The sequence below is a fragment of the Kocuria sp. NPDC057446 genome, assembly GCF_042802875.1.
Taxonomy (GTDB): Bacteria; Actinomycetota; Actinomycetes; order Actinomycetales; family Micrococcaceae; genus Kocuria.
On the sequence record NZ_JBHVDI010000004.1, the window covers coordinates 1 to 14,989 of the forward strand.

Annotated in this window: 15 protein-coding genes; 10 read left to right on the forward strand and 5 right to left on the reverse strand. The window is 70.4% G+C overall.

Going from position 1 to position 14,989, the window contains the following annotated elements; genetic code table 11:
- From ACFU0Y_RS01020 to ACFU0Y_RS01045, 6 genes are all read left to right on the forward strand, one after another.
- Positions 1–462 (forward strand): aldehyde dehydrogenase family protein (locus ACFU0Y_RS01020; protein ID WP_380212576.1); only part of this gene is annotated, 462 nt, incomplete at its 5' end.
- Between the two features lie 64 nt (positions 463–526).
- Positions 527–1,939, forward strand: coding sequence for an aspartate aminotransferase family protein (locus ACFU0Y_RS01025; RefSeq protein ID WP_380212577.1), 1,413 nt, complete (start codon positions 527–529; stop codon positions 1,937–1,939).
- Between the two features lie 66 nt (positions 1,940–2,005).
- Positions 2,006–3,601 (forward strand): amidohydrolase, encoded by a 1,596-nt coding sequence (locus ACFU0Y_RS01030; RefSeq protein WP_380212578.1) that lies wholly within the window; start codon positions 2,006–2,008, stop codon positions 3,599–3,601.
- A 232-nt stretch (positions 3,602–3,833) separates the two neighbouring features.
- Positions 3,834–4,076 carry a DUF3311 domain-containing protein gene (locus ACFU0Y_RS01035; RefSeq protein WP_380212579.1) on the forward strand — a complete coding sequence of 81 codons (243 nt, stop codon included), beginning with the start codon at positions 3,834–3,836 and terminating at the stop codon, positions 4,074–4,076.
- Complete coding sequence (locus ACFU0Y_RS01040) at positions 4,073–5,542, forward strand: sodium:solute symporter (RefSeq protein WP_380212580.1); 1,470 nt, start codon at positions 4,073–4,075, stop codon at positions 5,540–5,542. Before ACFU0Y_RS01035 ends, ACFU0Y_RS01040 begins: the two co-directional genes overlap by 4 nt.
- Positions 5,543–5,606: 64 nt before the next feature.
- Positions 5,607–6,848, forward strand: coding sequence for a M20 family metallo-hydrolase (locus ACFU0Y_RS01045; protein ID WP_380212581.1), 1,242 nt, complete (start codon positions 5,607–5,609; stop codon positions 6,846–6,848).
- Positions 6,849–6,908: 60 nt separating this feature from the next.
- Here the strand turns inward: ACFU0Y_RS01045 and ACFU0Y_RS01050 are convergent, their stop codons facing one another.
- Complete coding sequence (locus tag ACFU0Y_RS01050; RefSeq protein ID WP_380212582.1) at positions 6,909–7,370, reverse strand: hypothetical protein; 462 nt, start codon at positions 7,368–7,370, stop codon at positions 6,909–6,911.
- A gap of 288 nt (positions 7,371–7,658) precedes the next feature.
- Here ACFU0Y_RS01050 and ACFU0Y_RS01055 point away from each other — a divergent pair, with 288 nt between their 5' ends.
- Together ACFU0Y_RS01055 and ACFU0Y_RS01060 are read left to right on the forward strand one after the other, a co-directional pair.
- The gene (locus ACFU0Y_RS01055; protein ID WP_380212583.1) at positions 7,659–9,260 is read left to right on the forward strand and encodes a Mur ligase family protein; all 1,602 of its coding nucleotides are present in this window, start codon (positions 7,659–7,661) and stop codon (positions 9,258–9,260) included.
- A gap of 140 nt (positions 9,261–9,400) precedes the next feature.
- Positions 9,401–9,979, forward strand: coding sequence for a hypothetical protein (locus ACFU0Y_RS01060; RefSeq protein WP_380212584.1), 579 nt, complete (start codon positions 9,401–9,403; stop codon positions 9,977–9,979).
- A 46-nt stretch (positions 9,980–10,025) separates the two neighbouring features.
- Here ACFU0Y_RS01060 and ACFU0Y_RS01065 read toward each other — a convergent pair whose 3' ends face one another.
- Positions 10,026–10,439 carry a VOC family protein gene (locus ACFU0Y_RS01065; protein ID WP_380212585.1) on the reverse strand — a complete coding sequence of 138 codons (414 nt, stop codon included), beginning with the start codon at positions 10,437–10,439 and terminating at the stop codon, positions 10,026–10,028.
- Positions 10,440–10,649: 210 nt separating this feature from the next.
- Between ACFU0Y_RS01065 and ACFU0Y_RS01070 the strand changes: the two genes are divergently transcribed.
- Positions 10,650–12,245: a sensor histidine kinase gene (locus ACFU0Y_RS01070; RefSeq protein ID WP_380212586.1), complete on the forward strand. Its 1,596-nt coding sequence runs from the start codon at positions 10,650–10,652 to the stop codon at positions 12,243–12,245.
- A gap of 111 nt (positions 12,246–12,356) precedes the next feature.
- On the opposite strand, the gene ACFU0Y_RS01075 is transcribed toward ACFU0Y_RS01070, so the two are convergent.
- Positions 12,357–12,695, reverse strand: a complete 339-nt coding sequence (locus ACFU0Y_RS01075; RefSeq protein WP_380212587.1) for a hypothetical protein — start codon at positions 12,693–12,695, stop codon at positions 12,357–12,359.
- Between the two features lie 132 nt (positions 12,696–12,827).
- Between ACFU0Y_RS01075 and ACFU0Y_RS01080 the strand changes: the two genes are divergently transcribed.
- Entirely contained in the window at positions 12,828–13,265 is a 438-nt protein-coding gene (locus tag ACFU0Y_RS01080; protein WP_380212588.1) for a hypothetical protein, read from the forward strand.
- Here ACFU0Y_RS01080 and ACFU0Y_RS01085 read toward each other — a convergent pair.
- Together ACFU0Y_RS01085 and ACFU0Y_RS01090 are read right to left on the reverse strand one after the other, a co-directional pair.
- Complete coding sequence (locus ACFU0Y_RS01085) at positions 13,201–13,653, reverse strand: hypothetical protein (protein ID WP_380212589.1); 453 nt, start codon at positions 13,651–13,653, stop codon at positions 13,201–13,203. The genes ACFU0Y_RS01080 and ACFU0Y_RS01085 overlap by 65 nt on opposite strands.
- Positions 13,654–13,689: 36 nt before the next feature.
- On the reverse strand, positions 13,690–14,784 hold the full coding sequence (locus ACFU0Y_RS01090; protein WP_380212590.1) for a hypothetical protein: 1,095 nt from the start codon (positions 14,782–14,784) through the stop codon (positions 13,690–13,692).
- Positions 14,785–14,989: the final 205 nt, after the last annotated feature.

Here is a 14,989-nt window from a genome sequence, read left to right on the forward strand (position 1 = left end):
GAGGGGGCGTCCGTCGTCGTCGACGGCACGGCCCAGCAGTTCGACGGGGCGGGGTTCTTCACCGGGGTCTCGCTGATCGACCACGTGAAGCCCGGGATGAAGGTCTACGACGAGGAGATCTTCGGCCCGGTCCTGTCCGTGGTGCGGGTGGACACCTACGAGGAGGCCGTGGCCCTGATCAACACCAACCAGTTCGCCAACGGGGTGGCGGTGTTCACCCGCGACGGCAAGACGGCGAGGCAGTTCGAGTTCGAGATCGAGGTCGGCATGGTCGGGGTCAACGTGCCCATCCCGGTGCCGATCGGGGCGTTCTCCTTCGGCGGCTGGAAGAACTCCCTGTTCGGCGACACCCACATGTACGGCCCGGAGTCCTTCAACTTCTACACCCGCCGCAAGCTCGTCACCACCCGCTGGCCCGAGCCCTCGGAGTCCCAGATCAACCTGGGCTTCCCCACCCACTGACAGGTCCGCCCACCGAGTTCCACGCACCGAGTTCCACCCACCGCATTCCACGGAGGCAATCGCCATGGAGACTTTTCCCGGACCCCACGGACAGGCACTCTCCTTCGGAGACGACGAGGCGGAGCGCGAGGTCCGGGCGAACGACCGCCAGTACGTCTTCCACTCGTGGTCCGCCCAGGCGGCCATCGACCCGCTGCCGGTGGCCGCCGGCCGGGGTGCCACGTTCTGGGACTACCAGGGCAAGGAGTACCTGGACTTCAGTTCCCAGCTGGTCAACCTCAATCTGGGACACCAGCACCCGCGTCTGGTGCGGTCCATCCAGGAGCAGGCAGGGAGGATGGCCACGATCGCACCGGCGTTCGCCAACGACGTCCGCGGAGAGCTGGCCCGGTTGATCGTCGAGGCGGCTCCCGAGGGCTTCGCCAAGGTGTTCTTCACCAACAGCGGCGCCGAGGCCAACGAGAACGCCGTGCGGATGGCCCGCCTCCACACGGGCAAGCGCAAGGTCCTCTCGCAGTACCGCTCCTACCACGGCTCCACCAGCACGGCGATCGCCCTGACCGGGGACCCGCGCCGCTGGGCCAACGAGCCGGCGGACCCAGCCGTCGCCCACTTCTTCGGCCCCTACCTCTACCGCTCCGCCTTCCACGCGCAGACCGAGGACGAGGAGTGCCGGCGCGCCCTCGAGCACCTGGAGCAGGTGATCGTCCTGGAAGGGGCCTCCACCGTGGCCGCCATCATCCTCGAGACGGTCGTGGGGACCAACGGGATCCTGGTCCCGCCACCGGGCTACCTGCCCGGCGTGCGGGAGCTGTGCGACAAGTACGGGATCCTCCTGATCGCCGACGAGGTCATGGCCGGATTCGGCCGGGTGGGCACCGTCTTCGCCGTCGAGAACTTCGGTGTGGTGCCCGATCTCATCACCTTCGCCAAGGGCGTCAACTCCGGATACGTCCCCCTGGGCGGCGTGGTCATCTCCGAGGCCGTCGCCGCGACCTTCGACGACCGGGCGTTCCCCGGTGGGCTCACCTACTCGGGGCACCCGCTGGCGTGCGCCGTGGGCGTGGCCACCTTCGAGGCCTTCGAGCAGGAGAAGATCCTGGACCACGTCCGAGATCTCGGCGAACGGGTGGTCCGCCCCCGCCTCGAGGACATGGCAGCTCGGCACCCCTCGGTGGGGGAGGTGCGCGGGCTCGGGATGTTCTGGGCCATCGAACTCGTCCGGGACCCGCGGACCCACGAGCCGCTCGTGCCGTTCAACGCCGCCGGCCCGGACGCCGCACCGATGAACGAGGTGGCCGCGGCCTGCAAGAGCGCCGGGCTGTGGCCCTTCACCCACTTCAACCGTCTGCACGTGGCACCCCCGCTGGTGATCACCGAGGAGGAACTGGTGCGGGGCCTCCAGATCATCGACCGCGCGCTCGAGGTCGCCGACTCCCACGTGCGCACCGAGGCCCACGCCGCCGCCCAGTCCTGACCCCTCCGGAAGGGAAGACCCGCCGTGCTCAGCCTTCTGCCACCGACCGCCCTGGATGCGTGACCCATGGACCAGGGACAACCACTGCTCGTCTTCACGGCGCAGCGAATCCTCGCCATGGACGGGACCGAGCCGGAGGCGCTGGCCGTCCACGGGGAGCAGATCGTCGGCTCCGGGTCCTCCGCGGAGATGGAAGCGCGTTTCCCGAGGGCGGAGTGGATCGATCTCGAGGGAGCAGTGGTCGTTCCCGGCTTCAACGACGCCCACTGCCATCCCTCGCAGGCCGCCCTGGCGCGCGTGCGCGTCGACCTCACCGCCGTGTCCGGTCCCGACGCGGTCCGGGAGGCCCTGCTGGAGAGGCTGCTCGCCTCCCGGCCCGGTGACTGGATCGTCGCCCAGGCCCTCGACGAGCGGCGAGTGGGTGCCGGCGTCGTCGACCGCTCCTTCCTGGACCGGGTGTCGCGGGACCACCCGATCGTCGTCGTCCACTACAGCCTCCACCGCGCCGTGGCCAACACACGGGCCCTCGAGCGCATGGGCTACCGGGAAGCCGGCGACGCCCCGCCCGGCGGTGAACTGCTGACGGACGGAAGCGGCGCGCTCAACGGCTGGCTCATCGAGAGAGCATGGCTGGACCCATGGCTGCCCGGCCTGGACCGCGAGGCCGTCCTGCCGACCGGGCAGATCGAGGCGCAGGTCGCCGCGCTGGAGGAGGTCAACCAGGAGCTCCATGCCCTGGGCATCACCTCCTACTGCGACGCCATCGTCACCCCGGTGGAACAGCGGATGTACGCGTCCGCCCTCGCGCAGGGCAGGCTCAGCCCTCGGGTCAGCATGCTCCTGTGGCACACCTACTTCGACGAGACCTCAGCGTTCCCGCCCGGGGAACGGCACCGGCTGCAGACGGCCGGTGTCAAGATGATGCTGGACGGCGCCCTGTCCGGCGGCACGTGCCTGTGCCAGACGCCGTACCCGAGCGCGACCGGCAAGGACAACGGACTGCAGATCCTCTCCGACGACGAGTTCGTCGCCACGGTCCGGCGTGTGCACGCCGCGGGACGTCGCGTCGCCGTGCACGCGAACGGCGACCGCGCCATCGGGAAAGTCCTGGACGCCTTCGCGTCGCTGCCTCCGTCGCAGGACGGGCACCCGGTGGGCCACCGGATCGAGCACTGCAGCATCGTCGACGACGAACTCATCCAACGCATGAGAGTCCTGGAGGTCATCCCCGTGCCGTTCGGGGCCTTCGTGCACTTCCACGGCGAGGAGATCCTCGCCTACTACGGGAACGAGCAGCAGAACAGCATCTGCGCGCACCGGTCCCTGCTCGACGGCGGTCTGGCCGTCGCCGGTTCCTCCGACTACCCGCTGGTGCCCGCGGACCCGTTGACCGCGGTGCAGAGCATGGTGACGAGAAGGACCGAGGACGGGCGGGTCCTCGGCCCGGAGCAGCGCATCCCGGTCGAGGCGGCCCTGCAGGTGTACACCTCCGGCTCGGCGCACGCGACCGGCGAGGCGGACGTCAAGGGACGCCTGTCGCCGGGGCAGCTCGCCGACTTCGTCGTCCTCGACCGGGACATCACGCGCATCGATCCGCAGGACATCGGGACCACCGCCGTGCGGTCCACGTGGGTCGGCGGCCGCTGCGTCTGGAGGAGCTGATGGGACCCGGAACCAGCAGACCAACTGCGCCACGGCTCGGCCAGGCCGTCGATCCGGCGCGCGGCGGGCGGCCGGCCGCGCCCGTGTGACCAGCCCGCAGCAATACGGTCCGCCGGGGCGAAAGAAATGGCATCGAATTCTTCTCGGTAAACCGCTCGGAAATCCCCGGTAACGCGAACCGATAGCATTGACAGCACCATCGACAGTGAACCTGACCAAAGGATCGTATGTCATGAAAAGCACCAAGATACGACTATTGTTCCTCGCGGCCACCGTGCTGGGGCTGATCATGATGGAGAGCCCGATCATCCTCTGGGCCAACCGGGTCGAGCCGACCGTCCTGGGCTTTCCGTTCCTGCTCGCCTGGGTCCTGTTCTGGTGGGCCTTCTGCACCGTCGTCTTCCTCGTGGCGCACCTGATGAACTGGGGCAAGCCGAGAAACCGAACGATGGTCGAGGAGAGTGAGGGCGCATGACCGCCGGAATCATCGTCATCTTCTTGTTCATGGCGATCCCCCTGGCCGTGGGCTTCTATGCCGCCACCAAGTCCCAGAAGACGAGCGACGACTACTTCATCCAGGGCCGCGGCATGGGATCGATCGCGGTGTTCTTCACCGTCGCCGCCACCTGGTGGAGTGCTTTCGCCTTCCTCGGCTCCAACGCCTCGTTCTACGTCGACGGCCCCGTGTACCTGACGGCATTCGCCTGGAACGTCCTGTTCGGTTTCCTGTATTTCGTGGTCGGCAAACGCATCTGGTACCTCGGCAAGAGATTCGACTTCGTCACGCCGTCCGATTTCCTCGGCACCTTGTTCAACAGCGAAAAACTGCGCTGGATCGTCGGCCTGGTGGTGGTGCTCTTCACCCTGCCCTACCTGCAGATCCAGCTCGCCGGCGGCGCCTATCTCATTTCCGTCGCCTCCGGTGACGCCATTCCGTTCTGGCTCTCGGCCCTCCTGTTCTACCTGGTGATCGTGGTCTACGTGTGGGTGGGCGGCATCCGCGCCGTGGCCTGGACCGACATCATCTACGGTGCGCTCATCTTCTTCGGCCTCGTGGTGGCCGGCATCTACATCTCCGGCACGGTCGGTGGCCCGGTGGCACTGTTCGAACGGATGCAGCAAGCAAGCCCGGCGCACCTGACGTTGCCCGGCCCCGAGGGGGACGCCGGATACGCCACCTGGGTGTCCCTGTGCTTCATCACGGCCATCGGAGCCCTCATGGGGCCACAGCTGTGGCTGCGGATGTACGCCGCGAAGAACGGGCGAATCTTCAACGTGATGCCGTTCCTCATCTCTCTCGTCGCCCTGGCGTACCTCGGCTCCGTCCTCGTCGGGTGGACCGGATTCCTCCAGATGCCCGACGTCGACACACCGGACCGGATCCTGCCGCTCATGGCCCTCGAGTACGTCCCGTTCGTCATGGCCACGGTCTTGCTGGCGGCGGGGGCCGGTGCGGCGATGTCGACGGCGAACAGTCAGATCCACGCCGTGTCGACCGTGGTCACCAAGGACTTCTATCAGCGCTACGCGAAGCCGTCCGCCTCCGAGCGCCAACTGACGAACGTGGGCCGCTACGCGCTCCTGCTGTTCTCCGTCACGGCGTACTTCCTGGCCCTGTTCTCGCCCGGTGTGCTGGTCACCATCGGCCTGATCGCCTTCGGCGGCACCGCGCAGCTGATCGTGCCGACCCTGGGTGCCTTGTTCTGGCCCCGAGGCAACGCCACCGGAGCTATCGCCGGTCTCACGGCGGGGGTGCTGCTCACCGCGGCCATGACGTTCGTCCCCGCTCTGGCCAGCCCTCTGGGCTTGAACCCGGCCATGTGGGGCCTGGCCGTCAACGCCATCCTCTTCGTCGTCGTGAGCCTCATGACGGCACCACGGGACGAGGAGACGGTCCGGCGCTACGGCGCAGCGCTGCAGGACTTCAAGAGCATCGATTGACCGGTCCGATCACGGACGAGCTCGGACCGGAACCAGCCTGACCACCCATGCAGAAGGAAGCGTGATGTCGTTGAGCGCACAAGATTTTCTGACGGACTTCCATCACACCGCCACCATCGGCGCGACGGCGAACGGGGGCGTGGACCGGCAGGCCGGTACCGCGAAGGACGGGGAGATCCGGTCCTGGTTCCGGGACTGGGGGACCGAGCGCGGTTATCCCGTCCGAGTGGACAGCATCGGGAACATGTTCATGCTGGCGGAATGGACGCCCGGGGTCCCGTTCGTGCTGGTCGGCTCCCACCTGGACAGCCAGCCCCTGGCCGGCCGCTTCGACGGGGCCTACGGCGTGGTCGCGGCCATGCACGTCCTCCGGGAGATCGACGCCGAGGTGCAGGCCTCGGGCGAGAAGCCCTCGTACAACCTCGGGGTGGTGAACTGGTTCAACGAGGAGGGCGCGCGCTTCGCCCCCTCCATCATGGGCTCGTCCGTGTTCGTCGGGCTCATGAACGAGCAGGACACCCTCTCCGTCAGCGACTCGTCCGGCACGAGGGTGGGCGAGGCGCTGGAGGGCATCGGTTTCCTCGGGACGGATCCCCGGCCGGAGGTGGCCACCTACGCGGAGATCCACATCGAGCAGGGGCGCATCCTCGAGCGGGAGGGCATTCCTCTCGGCACGGTGGACCGGTCCTGGTACACCCAGAAGCTGGACATCGAGGTGCTCGGCGAGCAGTCCCACACGGGAGCCACGTCCATGGCCGATCGCCGTGATGCCTTGGTCGCCGCCTCGAAGATCGTGGTCATGGTCAACGAGGTGACGGAGGACTTCGAGGAGGACACCCTGCTGTCCTCGGTCGGCCAGATGCACATCGAGCCGAACTCTCCGATCGTCGTTCCGCGCCGCGTGCACCTGGTCGCGGATCTGCGCTCCGACAGCCAGGAGATCGTCCAGGCCGCGAGAGCGACACTGCTCGAGAAGTTCGACGTCCTGGCCGCGGACCACCGGGTGGAGGTGAACGTCGAGGACTTCGACGTGCGGCCCCCGCGGCACTTCCAGGAGAGCGGACTCGAGCTGGTCGAGAAACTGATGGCCGACAAAGGCCTGGACACCCGCCGGATCAGGACGCGGGCAGGTCATGATGCCGTTGCCCTGAGCACGCAGGTGCCGTCCGTGCTGTTGTTCGTGCCCTCGGTGGACGGGGTGTCCCACTGCGAGCGCGAGTTCACCGAGGACGAGGATCTGGTCACCGGCCTCGACGCTCTGACAGAGGTTGCCCGGGCCCTGGTGGACGGAGCACTCCAGGACTGAATCTCGTTCGGCCGCGGTGGTCGTCCGGACCGCCGCGGCACCGGTTTCCCGGTCTCAGCGTCAGGCGGCGCGGGCCCCGAGGGTGCCGTGGCCGGCGGTGCGCAGGTGCTCGGCCTTGAGCCGGCGGAGGTTCAGCGCCAGGCAGTCGGGGGTGTAGGCCGGGCGGAACACGACCGGCGTGCCCTCGTGGCCGTGGGCGGCGAGGATCTGCCCGAGGGCGGCCTCGTGGCGCTCCAGGAGCAGGTGGCCGAAGTAGTGCTCGTTGAACAGGTAGGCCAGGTCCAGGGCGTAGGCCCAGGTGGGGGTGCCGGCCTCCATGGACGCCTTCGGGCAGTCCCAGTCGGCCGGGGCGCCGGTGATGCGCAGCTGGGTGCGCAGCACCTGGTCGAGGGCCTCGGGGGTGAAGGCCAGGGTGAGCTCGGCGACGTCCTCGACGATGTCGAGGTCCAGGAGGGCGAGACCCGCGGGGGAGCAGGACTCGAGGTGGTGCTGGACGTCGGTGGCAAGGGGGGAGGTGCGCATCGGATTCTCTTTTCGTCCGTCGAGGGGTACGGATCCTGGGGTCCTCCGAGCGTATCCGGGCGACGTCCCTAGTGGGGGCGGTTTCCTGTCCCCACATGGTCCCCGTCGGACCGGACAAAAGTCTATTGTCCGTGCTGTGTTCCTATGCCGGAAGTGGTTCGGTGTGCACCATTGTCCAGCCCGTGGCGTCGAGGTGTGTTCCGGATCGCTCCGTCCGGAACCCGTGGGGCGGCCTGCGCGAAATCATACGTGTACTGATGGTTCCGCCGGCACGGATATCCTGGGACGGTGGAATCTGCTGAGCGAGCGCGGGAGGGGCGGCCGTCGCCGCGACCGGTGCTCCTCGCGGAGCTGCTGGCCGAGATCGAGGGGCTGCACCCCATCGGCGACGTGCCGGGGGACCTCATCGTGCTGCACCGGGCGGTGGAGGACCATCGCCAGGCCGGCCCTGGTGACCTCTTCGTGGCGCGGCAGGGCGGCGACGGGCACGGTGCCCGGCACGCCGCGGCCGCGGTCCGCGCGGGTGCGGCCGCCGTGCTGACCGATCCCCGGGGTGCCCGCCTCCTGAGCGAGGGCATCGGGGTGCCGGTGGTCGTCGTCGAGGACCCTCGGGCCGTACTGGGCCCGGTTGCGGCCCGGCTCCAGGGCCACCCGGCCTCCGGGCTGACGATGCTGGGGATCACGGGCACCAACGGCAAGACCACCACCGCCTACCTCCTCGAGGCCGCCCTGCTCCGGCTGGGCCGGCGCCCCGGCATGCTGAGCAGCCCGGAGACCGTGGTGGGGGACCGGCGCCGGTCCAGCACGGTCACCACCCCCGCCGCTCCACGGCTGCAGGAGCTGCTGGGGCGGATGCGGGACGCCGGCAACGACGCCTGCGTCATGGAGGTCAGCAGCCACGCCCTGGACCAGCACCGGGTGGACGGCGTCCACTACGACGTGGTCGCCTTCACCAATCTCTCCCACGAGCACCTGGACTACCACGGGGACATGGCGGCCTACCTCGACGCCAAAGCCCGTCTGTTCACTCCCGGGTTCGCGTCCCGGGCGGTCGTCGTGGTCGACGACGACGGCGGCCGCCGCCTCCGCGACCTGGCCGCCCACCGCGGCGTGCCGGTGGTGAGCCTGGCCGGCAGCCCCGGCACGGACGCCCAGTGGCACATCGCGGGGGAGCCCGGCGAGGACGCGTTCCACCTCCACGGCCCGGGAGAGAGCCTGCCGCTGCGGACACCCCTGCCCGGGGAGCACAACCGGGTCAACACCGCGGTGGCCGCGCTCGTGCTGCTCGAACTCGGGTACTCCTCCGGCGAGGTCGTGCACGCCCTCGACGGGCCGGTGACCGTGCCGGGCCGGATGGAGCACATCGACCTGGGGCCGGGGTGGCCCGGCGTCGTCGTCGACTTCGTGCACACCCCGGACGCGCTCCGGGCCTCGGCGGCCGCGCTCCGGGCCCGCACCCGGGGCCGGCTCGTGGTGACCGCCAGCTCCGGCGGGGACCGCGACCCCACCAAGCGGGAGCCCGCCGGCGCGGCGGCCGTGGACTCCGGCGCGGACGTGGTCCTGGTGACGGACGACAACCCCCGCTCGGAGGACCCGGCCGCCATCCGCGCCGCGGTCCTGCGGGGAGTCCGCCGCGCCGTGGCGGCGCGGCGGAGCGCCGGTCTGCCCGTGCCGGAGGTCCACGAGCTCCCGACGCGGCAGGAAGCCATCCGCTTCGCCCTGGAGACGGCCGGCCCCGACGGCACGGTGGCGCTCTACGGCAAGGGCCACGAGCAGTGGACGGAGATCGGCCCGCCGGGCGGCCGCGTCCCGTTCGTGGACCGCGACGAGGTCCTCGCGGCAGCGGCCGCCATCTCGGGCGCCCGGAAGCCGTCCTGCACCTGCTCCTGACCGCTCCCGCGGCGGCTCGGGTGGTCACTCTTCGGCCTCCTGGCGGGGACGGCGCGATGACCGTGCGGCTCCTGGGGTTCCCGACCTTTCGGACCCGGCCCGTGCCCGGCCGGAGCGAGGACGTCCGTAGGGTGGGGCAGATGAGCCCGCCCGCTTCCTGCGCCGATTCCGCCGACGGCTCCCCGGGGTCGTCGTCCGGGCGCCGTGCGGCCGCCGGTGCGCTGGCGGCCACGGTGGTCACGGCCGGCCTGATCGGCGCGGGATGGGCGGTGATCGGCCCGACCGGCTTCACCTTCGCCTGGGTCACCCACGTCCTGCTGATGGCCTGGGTCTCCGTGCTCTCCGGGGCCTGGACGCGCGCGCTGGAGCATCCCTGGTTCCGGGTGGCCGCGTGGGAGCGGGCCGTCCACGAGGCCGTGGGCGTCCGCGCCTACGGGCGGGTGCTGGACGCCACCGGCTGGAACCGGGTCATCGAACGCACCCGGGGGTTCGACGGCACGCGGGCCGGTCTGCCCGCCCTGGATCAGCACACCCGCCGCTCGGAGGGCGGGCACCTGCTGTGCGTGCTGATCGCGGTCCTCCTGGCGGGTGCCGCGGCCGGGACCGGGGCGTGGAGCGGCGCCGGGTGGCTGGTGGGGCTCGGGATCGTGCTGCACCTGTACCCGGCCCTGCTGCAGCGCCTGCTGCGGCTGCGGATCCAGGCGCTGCGCGCTCGCTGACCGGGCCGTGGTGCGGCTCGCCGGCGTGGTCCGGTGCTGGGTCCGCTCAGGCGACGAAGAGGCAGAACGGGTGCCCGGCGGGATCGGCGAACACGTAGAGCGGCTCCTCCGGGTCGTCCGCGCGGTCGAGCAGCTGCTCGGCGCCCAGCGCGAGGGCACGGTCCCGCTGGCGCTCGAGTGCTTCCGTGTCCGGGACGGTCAGGTCCAGGTGCAGTTGCTGCGCCACGCCCGTGGCATCCGGCCACGTCACCCGGGGCAGGACGGGAACGGCCTGGAACGCCAGCTGCCGTGCGCCGTCGGAGTCCGTGAGGACCAGCCAGTCGTCGTCGGGCGCGCCGTCCGCCGGGGGCTCGTCCCCGGGCAGGTATTGCAGTCCCAGCAGCTTCCGGTAGAACTCCGCCAGGCCCCGGACGTCGGTGGCGTCCAGCACGGTGGTCTGCAGGTGCGGATGGTCGGTCATGGCTCCACTCCGTCCGTCGGGTGACACCTCCCACGGTAGTCACTGCGGGGGTCCGACGCGCTAGCATTTGCGAATGCCACCTCAGCCCCCGGGGTGGCGCCCCCGCCGTCGGAAGAGCCCTCCCGTGGACGCCCTCGCTGCTCACCCCTCGCTGCTCACCCCTCGCTGACTCCCCGGCAGTTCCACGAGCTGTCCCTGCGCGCGCGGGTGATGGTGAGCCAGCTGCCGCAGGCCGTCACCACGCTGCTGCTGTTCCTGGCCCTCGCGGCCTTCCAGCCGGATCTGCTGGCGGATCCGCTGGTGCTGTGGGGCGGGGGACTCACCCTGGCCCTGACCCTGGTGTGCGCCCTGGTGCCGTGGCAGCGGCTGCCCTACCGCTCCTACCTGGTGATCCCGGTGCTGGACTTCGTGCCGATCGGGCTCCTGTTCGAGGGCTTGTTCCCGCACGTGCTCGGGGTGCCGTTCATGGCGGCGCTGCCGGTGCTCTGGCTGGTGGCCTCGGCCCAGCTGCCCCGGGCGGCCGCCCCGCTCGGGGCGCTGCTGACCATCGCCATGCTCTGGGTCCCGGTGCTGCTGCGCCCCGGGCCGGTCACCGTCCCCGCCCTGGGCAGCTCCCTGCTGATCCCCCTGATGATGCTGGCCATCGGCACCATGGCCCAGATCCTCACCAACAGCGCCGAGGCCAAGGACGCGCAGATGTGCCAGCTCCTGGCCGCCGGCGCCCGCCGCGAGCGGCTGCTGAGCACCGTGCTGGACTCGGTGGACGTGGGGGTGCTGGCCCTGGACGAGACCGGGCGCCCGCTGCTCACCAACAACGGTCAGCTGCACGCCCACGCCCAGCGGCGCCTGGGGCTTCCCTCGTCCGTCGCGGCGCCGGTGCTGTACGACGGCGCCGGCGCCCCGGTGCCGCCCGAGGCCACGCCCATCACCCGCGCGGTGGCCGGCGAGTCCTTCTCCGCGGACCTGGTGCGCGTCGGCGAGCCGCCCGCCCAGCAGGTGCTGTCCGTGACGGCCCGCGCCATGCGGGACGAGCACGGCCGCGCCGAGGGCTCGGTGCTGTCCTTCAACGACGTCACCGAGCTCGTGGACGCCCTGCAGGCCCAGGACGAGTTCGTGGCCGGGATCTCCCACGAGCTGCGCACCCCGCTGACCTCCATCCGCGGCTACACCGAGCTGCTGGCCATGGACGACCGGCTGCCCGGGACCGCGCAGAACGGTCTGGCGGTGATCGAGCGCAACGCCGACCAGCTGCTCAGCCTGGTCGACGACCTCCTCAACGCCCACCGGGACGCCGCCGATCTGCACGTGGTCCCCGCAGACCTCGTGGCGCTGCTCGAGCAGGCCGCCGAGGCGGCCCAGCCGCACGCCGAGCACGCCGGCATCGCCCTCAAGGCGTGGGCGCCGGACACCCTGGTGGTCGCCGGCGACCCCGTGCGCCTGCGCCAGGTGCTCGACAACCTCGTCTCCAACGCGATCAAGTACTCGCCGGCCGACAGCACGGTGTTCGTGGTCGGCACGCAGACGGGCGACTCCGCCCAGGTGCAGGTGATCGACCACGGCCAGGGCATGTCCCCGGAGGGCGTGCGCCGGGTGTTCGAGAAGTTCTACCGAGGCCCCACCGCCCGGATGTCCACCACTCCGGGCCTGGGCATCGGGCTGGCGCTGAGCAAGGCCATCGTGGAGCAGCACGGCGGCACCCTGAGCTGCCACAGCTCCCTGGGGGAGGGGACCGTGTTGACCCTCACCCTGCCGCTGACCTCACCCCGTGGGGCCGTCCCGGCCGCGTCCGGGCGGGCCGGCCGATGAGGGGGACGAACGGGGCCGCCCTGGTGTTCGCGGGCTGCCCGATCGTGCGCGCTGTGGCTCTCGGCCGGGCGTGACCACTGGCGGCGGCGGCCTTCGTCGTGGTCGTCCGGCTCACTCAGGGCCGGCGGGTCCGGGGGTGTCGGCCCGGGACGCGGGGAGGTCCGTGTAGCCGACCTCGTACTCGGCGACCTGAAGGATGCGCGCCCCCGACGTCGCGGCCGCACGTTCGCGGACCCGCTCCACGGATTCCCTGGTGGCGGCCAGGGCGCTCTCGTCGGCCCAGAGAACGATCGAGACGGACTGGCCCGTGGTGCGCTCCACCAGGCTCATCACCCCGCGGTAGCCGGGCAGTCCCCGGATCCCAGGCAGGACTTCCTCGCGCAGGGCGCTCAGGCCGGCGTCGTAGTCCTCCGGATAGCCGCCCTCGTAGGTGGTGATCCGTGCGTACATGGTCTGCTCCTCCCGCTGGTGCCGACCGGGCACCCCGGAGACCGTGCTGGGTAGACTGCGGGCACATGCAGTGGCGACCGTGGCTCTCTGCACGATTCGTGCACTGCCCCACGACACGTCCAGGAGTTCCCGATGGATCCACAGCAGGTGCGGCGGCGGCACGAGGACGCCTTGATGGCGCTCCCCAACGTCAACGGTGTCTCCGTCGGTCAGGACGACGCGTCCGGACAGGCCGTCCTGCGCGTCTTCGTCTCACAGAAGCTGCCGGCCGGGCAGCTCACCCCGGACGAGGTGATTCCGGAGAGCCTCGAGGGTCTCCGCGTCGACGTCGTCGAGATCGGGGACGTGAGCGCCCTGGGGGCGGACCTCGACCCCGCCCGGCCCCCGCAGCGCTCACCCACCCCCCCCCCCCCCCGCCGCCTCCTGTGCTTCCCGTCGGTCGAGGAAGCGCAGGAGGCGGCGGCCGCCCCCGGCAGGATCGACACCCAGCACAGAGCTGGAGCCGTCACCGACAGGCGCCGAACCCCCGGAACAGTGTCGTGTGCCGGAACGAGGACGCTGCGCCGTTGAAGCCGTAGGTGCCGCGCCAGCTCGGCGGGTTCTGGTACTCACCGACGACGATCAGGGTGTCGGCGCAGGTGCCCGATCCCGTGCGTTTCGCGCTCAGCCGCAGATCTGATCCCATGACGCCGCCGGTCACCGTCCAGGGTGCTCCGCAGATGCCTGACGTGATGGTGCCCCCGGTGATCGAGAACGGGTACGTGTTCGGGGTGAAGTCGACCTGGATGACGAAGGTGGCGGCACCGTTGTGCACCTCGAGACACGCCTGCAGCGTGGTGGCCTGCGGCGTCGTGTCGCCCGCATCGAGGGTCTCCGCAGGGTTGCCCGAGGCGTCGAAGAACCTGGCGTTGCTCTTCGTCTTCGAGGAGTCGGAAGGGGTCTGATTCTTGTCGTTCATGGCACGGTCTCCCTGTGTCCGGTGGTGTGCTGCGGGTCAGAGCAGCTGCTCGGCGACTTCGACCCGCAGGCGAGCCCGCACATGCTCGAAGTGGTTGGCGATCGTGGACTGACTCGAGCCCGCGAACAGCAGCCCGAGCGCGACGTTGTCGAGGGACGTGATCAGCGATCCCGAGTCCCCGCCGGCGGACATGTTGGTGGTCACGATCTGGTCGCGGAACCGCGCCACTCCCAGCGCGCCGAAGTTCACGTCCACCGTCGCGTCCACGGCGATGATCCGTCCCGTCGTGAAGTTCGTGGTCCGGCCCGTCTTCTTGACCAGGTCGCCGACGGCCACGTTGGCGCGACGGCGCCATCCGCGCGGCGCACCGCTGAAGTACGTCTCCCGCGTGGCGTCCTCGAAGGCGACCTCGCCGATGGCGCAGTCCACGAGGTTCTGCTGGTTCTCGAGCGCGACGGCCGGAGCGAACTGGATCGGGATGAAGCGGGTCAGGATGGCGATGCGATCCTGCGGGTCCACACCGCCGTCGAACCGACCGGGCTGCACGATGGCGCTGCCCAGCGGCGCAGCGTTGGAGTTCGCCAGGACGTGGTTGTTGCTCAGGACGTAGAAGCGGCTCGGGATGCCCACGCCCGGGGCCGGTGGGTCGACCGTTGCTCCGGGGAGGAAGTCGTAGACGACGCTGCCCATCGTGCCGGCGGTCACGTCGACGTTGCCGATGGAGGCCCCAGCAGGCGCCGGGCGATGCCGGCGTCGCAGCGTCTGCGGTTCGGCCTGGGGCGCGGCCAACGGCGCTCCGGCGCGGGCGTCGTCACCCGCCACGGCGTCGTACCGGTAGCCCTCTGCGGTCACATCGCCCAGCGTCACCACGTCGATCGGAGTGCCGTCGTGGGTCTGGCGGGGGAGGATCTCCTGGTCCGTCAGCAGCGCTGCCGGCTGCTTCTGCGTGACGAAGACCAGGAGCGCCTGCGTCCCGGTCGGCTGGTGGTCGGTCCACTTGACCCCCAGCCCGAATCCGACGACGTTCGAGTGTCCGCCCGCCGGGTTCAAGAACTCTTGCTGTGCCTGCTGACGATCAGCGACGCTGAGGTGCGCTCCTTCTTCCAAGCGCATGTTCTCCGGGATGGGCATGAGGTGCTCCTGTCTGCTTGCTGTGCACGACGGCGACAATGAGGAATTCGCCGGTTACGCCCGGCACTGCTGGCGACGCGCCAAGGCGGGGATATCGGGGTGATCGACGAGGACCAGCCCGATACATGCAGAGTGCGGATTCGGCTGTTATCCGGGAATTACTACCCGCCCGAACATGACGTCTTGTCCATGGGCCTCGGTGCTC

Bases quoted from the DNA above. Each gene is read 5' to 3' on its own strand.
- ACFU0Y_RS01050 (WP_380212582.1), bottom strand. From the start codon at position 7,370: ATGCGCACCTCCCCCCTTGCCACCGACGTCCAGCACCACCTCGAGTCC.
- ACFU0Y_RS01060 (WP_380212584.1), top strand. From the start codon at position 9,401: ATGAGCCCGCCCGCTTCCTGCGCCGATTCCGCCGACGGCTCCCCGGGG.
- ACFU0Y_RS01070 (WP_380212586.1), top strand. From the start codon at position 10,650: ATGGTGAGCCAGCTGCCGCAGGCCGTCACCACGCTGCTGCTGTTCCTG.
- ACFU0Y_RS01025 (WP_380212577.1), top strand. From the start codon at position 527: ATGGAGACTTTTCCCGGACCCCACGGACAGGCACTCTCCTTCGGAGAC.
- ACFU0Y_RS01085 (WP_380212589.1), bottom strand. From the start codon at position 13,653: ATGAACGACAAGAATCAGACCCCTTCCGACTCCTCGAAGACGAAGAGC.
- ACFU0Y_RS01065 (WP_380212585.1), bottom strand. From the start codon at position 10,439: ATGACCGACCATCCGCACCTGCAGACCACCGTGCTGGACGCCACCGAC.
- ACFU0Y_RS01075 (WP_380212587.1), bottom strand. From the start codon at position 12,695: ATGTACGCACGGATCACCACCTACGAGGGCGGCTATCCGGAGGACTAC.
- ACFU0Y_RS01080 (WP_380212588.1), top strand. From the start codon at position 12,828: ATGGATCCACAGCAGGTGCGGCGGCGGCACGAGGACGCCTTGATGGCG.
- ACFU0Y_RS01045 (WP_380212581.1), top strand. From the start codon at position 5,607: ATGTCGTTGAGCGCACAAGATTTTCTGACGGACTTCCATCACACCGCC.
- ACFU0Y_RS01030 (WP_380212578.1), top strand. From the start codon at position 2,006: ATGGACCAGGGACAACCACTGCTCGTCTTCACGGCGCAGCGAATCCTC.
- ACFU0Y_RS01090 (WP_380212590.1), bottom strand. From the start codon at position 14,784: ATGCCCATCCCGGAGAACATGCGCTTGGAAGAAGGAGCGCACCTCAGC.
- ACFU0Y_RS01035 (WP_380212579.1), top strand. From the start codon at position 3,834: ATGAAAAGCACCAAGATACGACTATTGTTCCTCGCGGCCACCGTGCTG.
- ACFU0Y_RS01040 (WP_380212580.1), top strand. From the start codon at position 4,073: ATGACCGCCGGAATCATCGTCATCTTCTTGTTCATGGCGATCCCCCTG.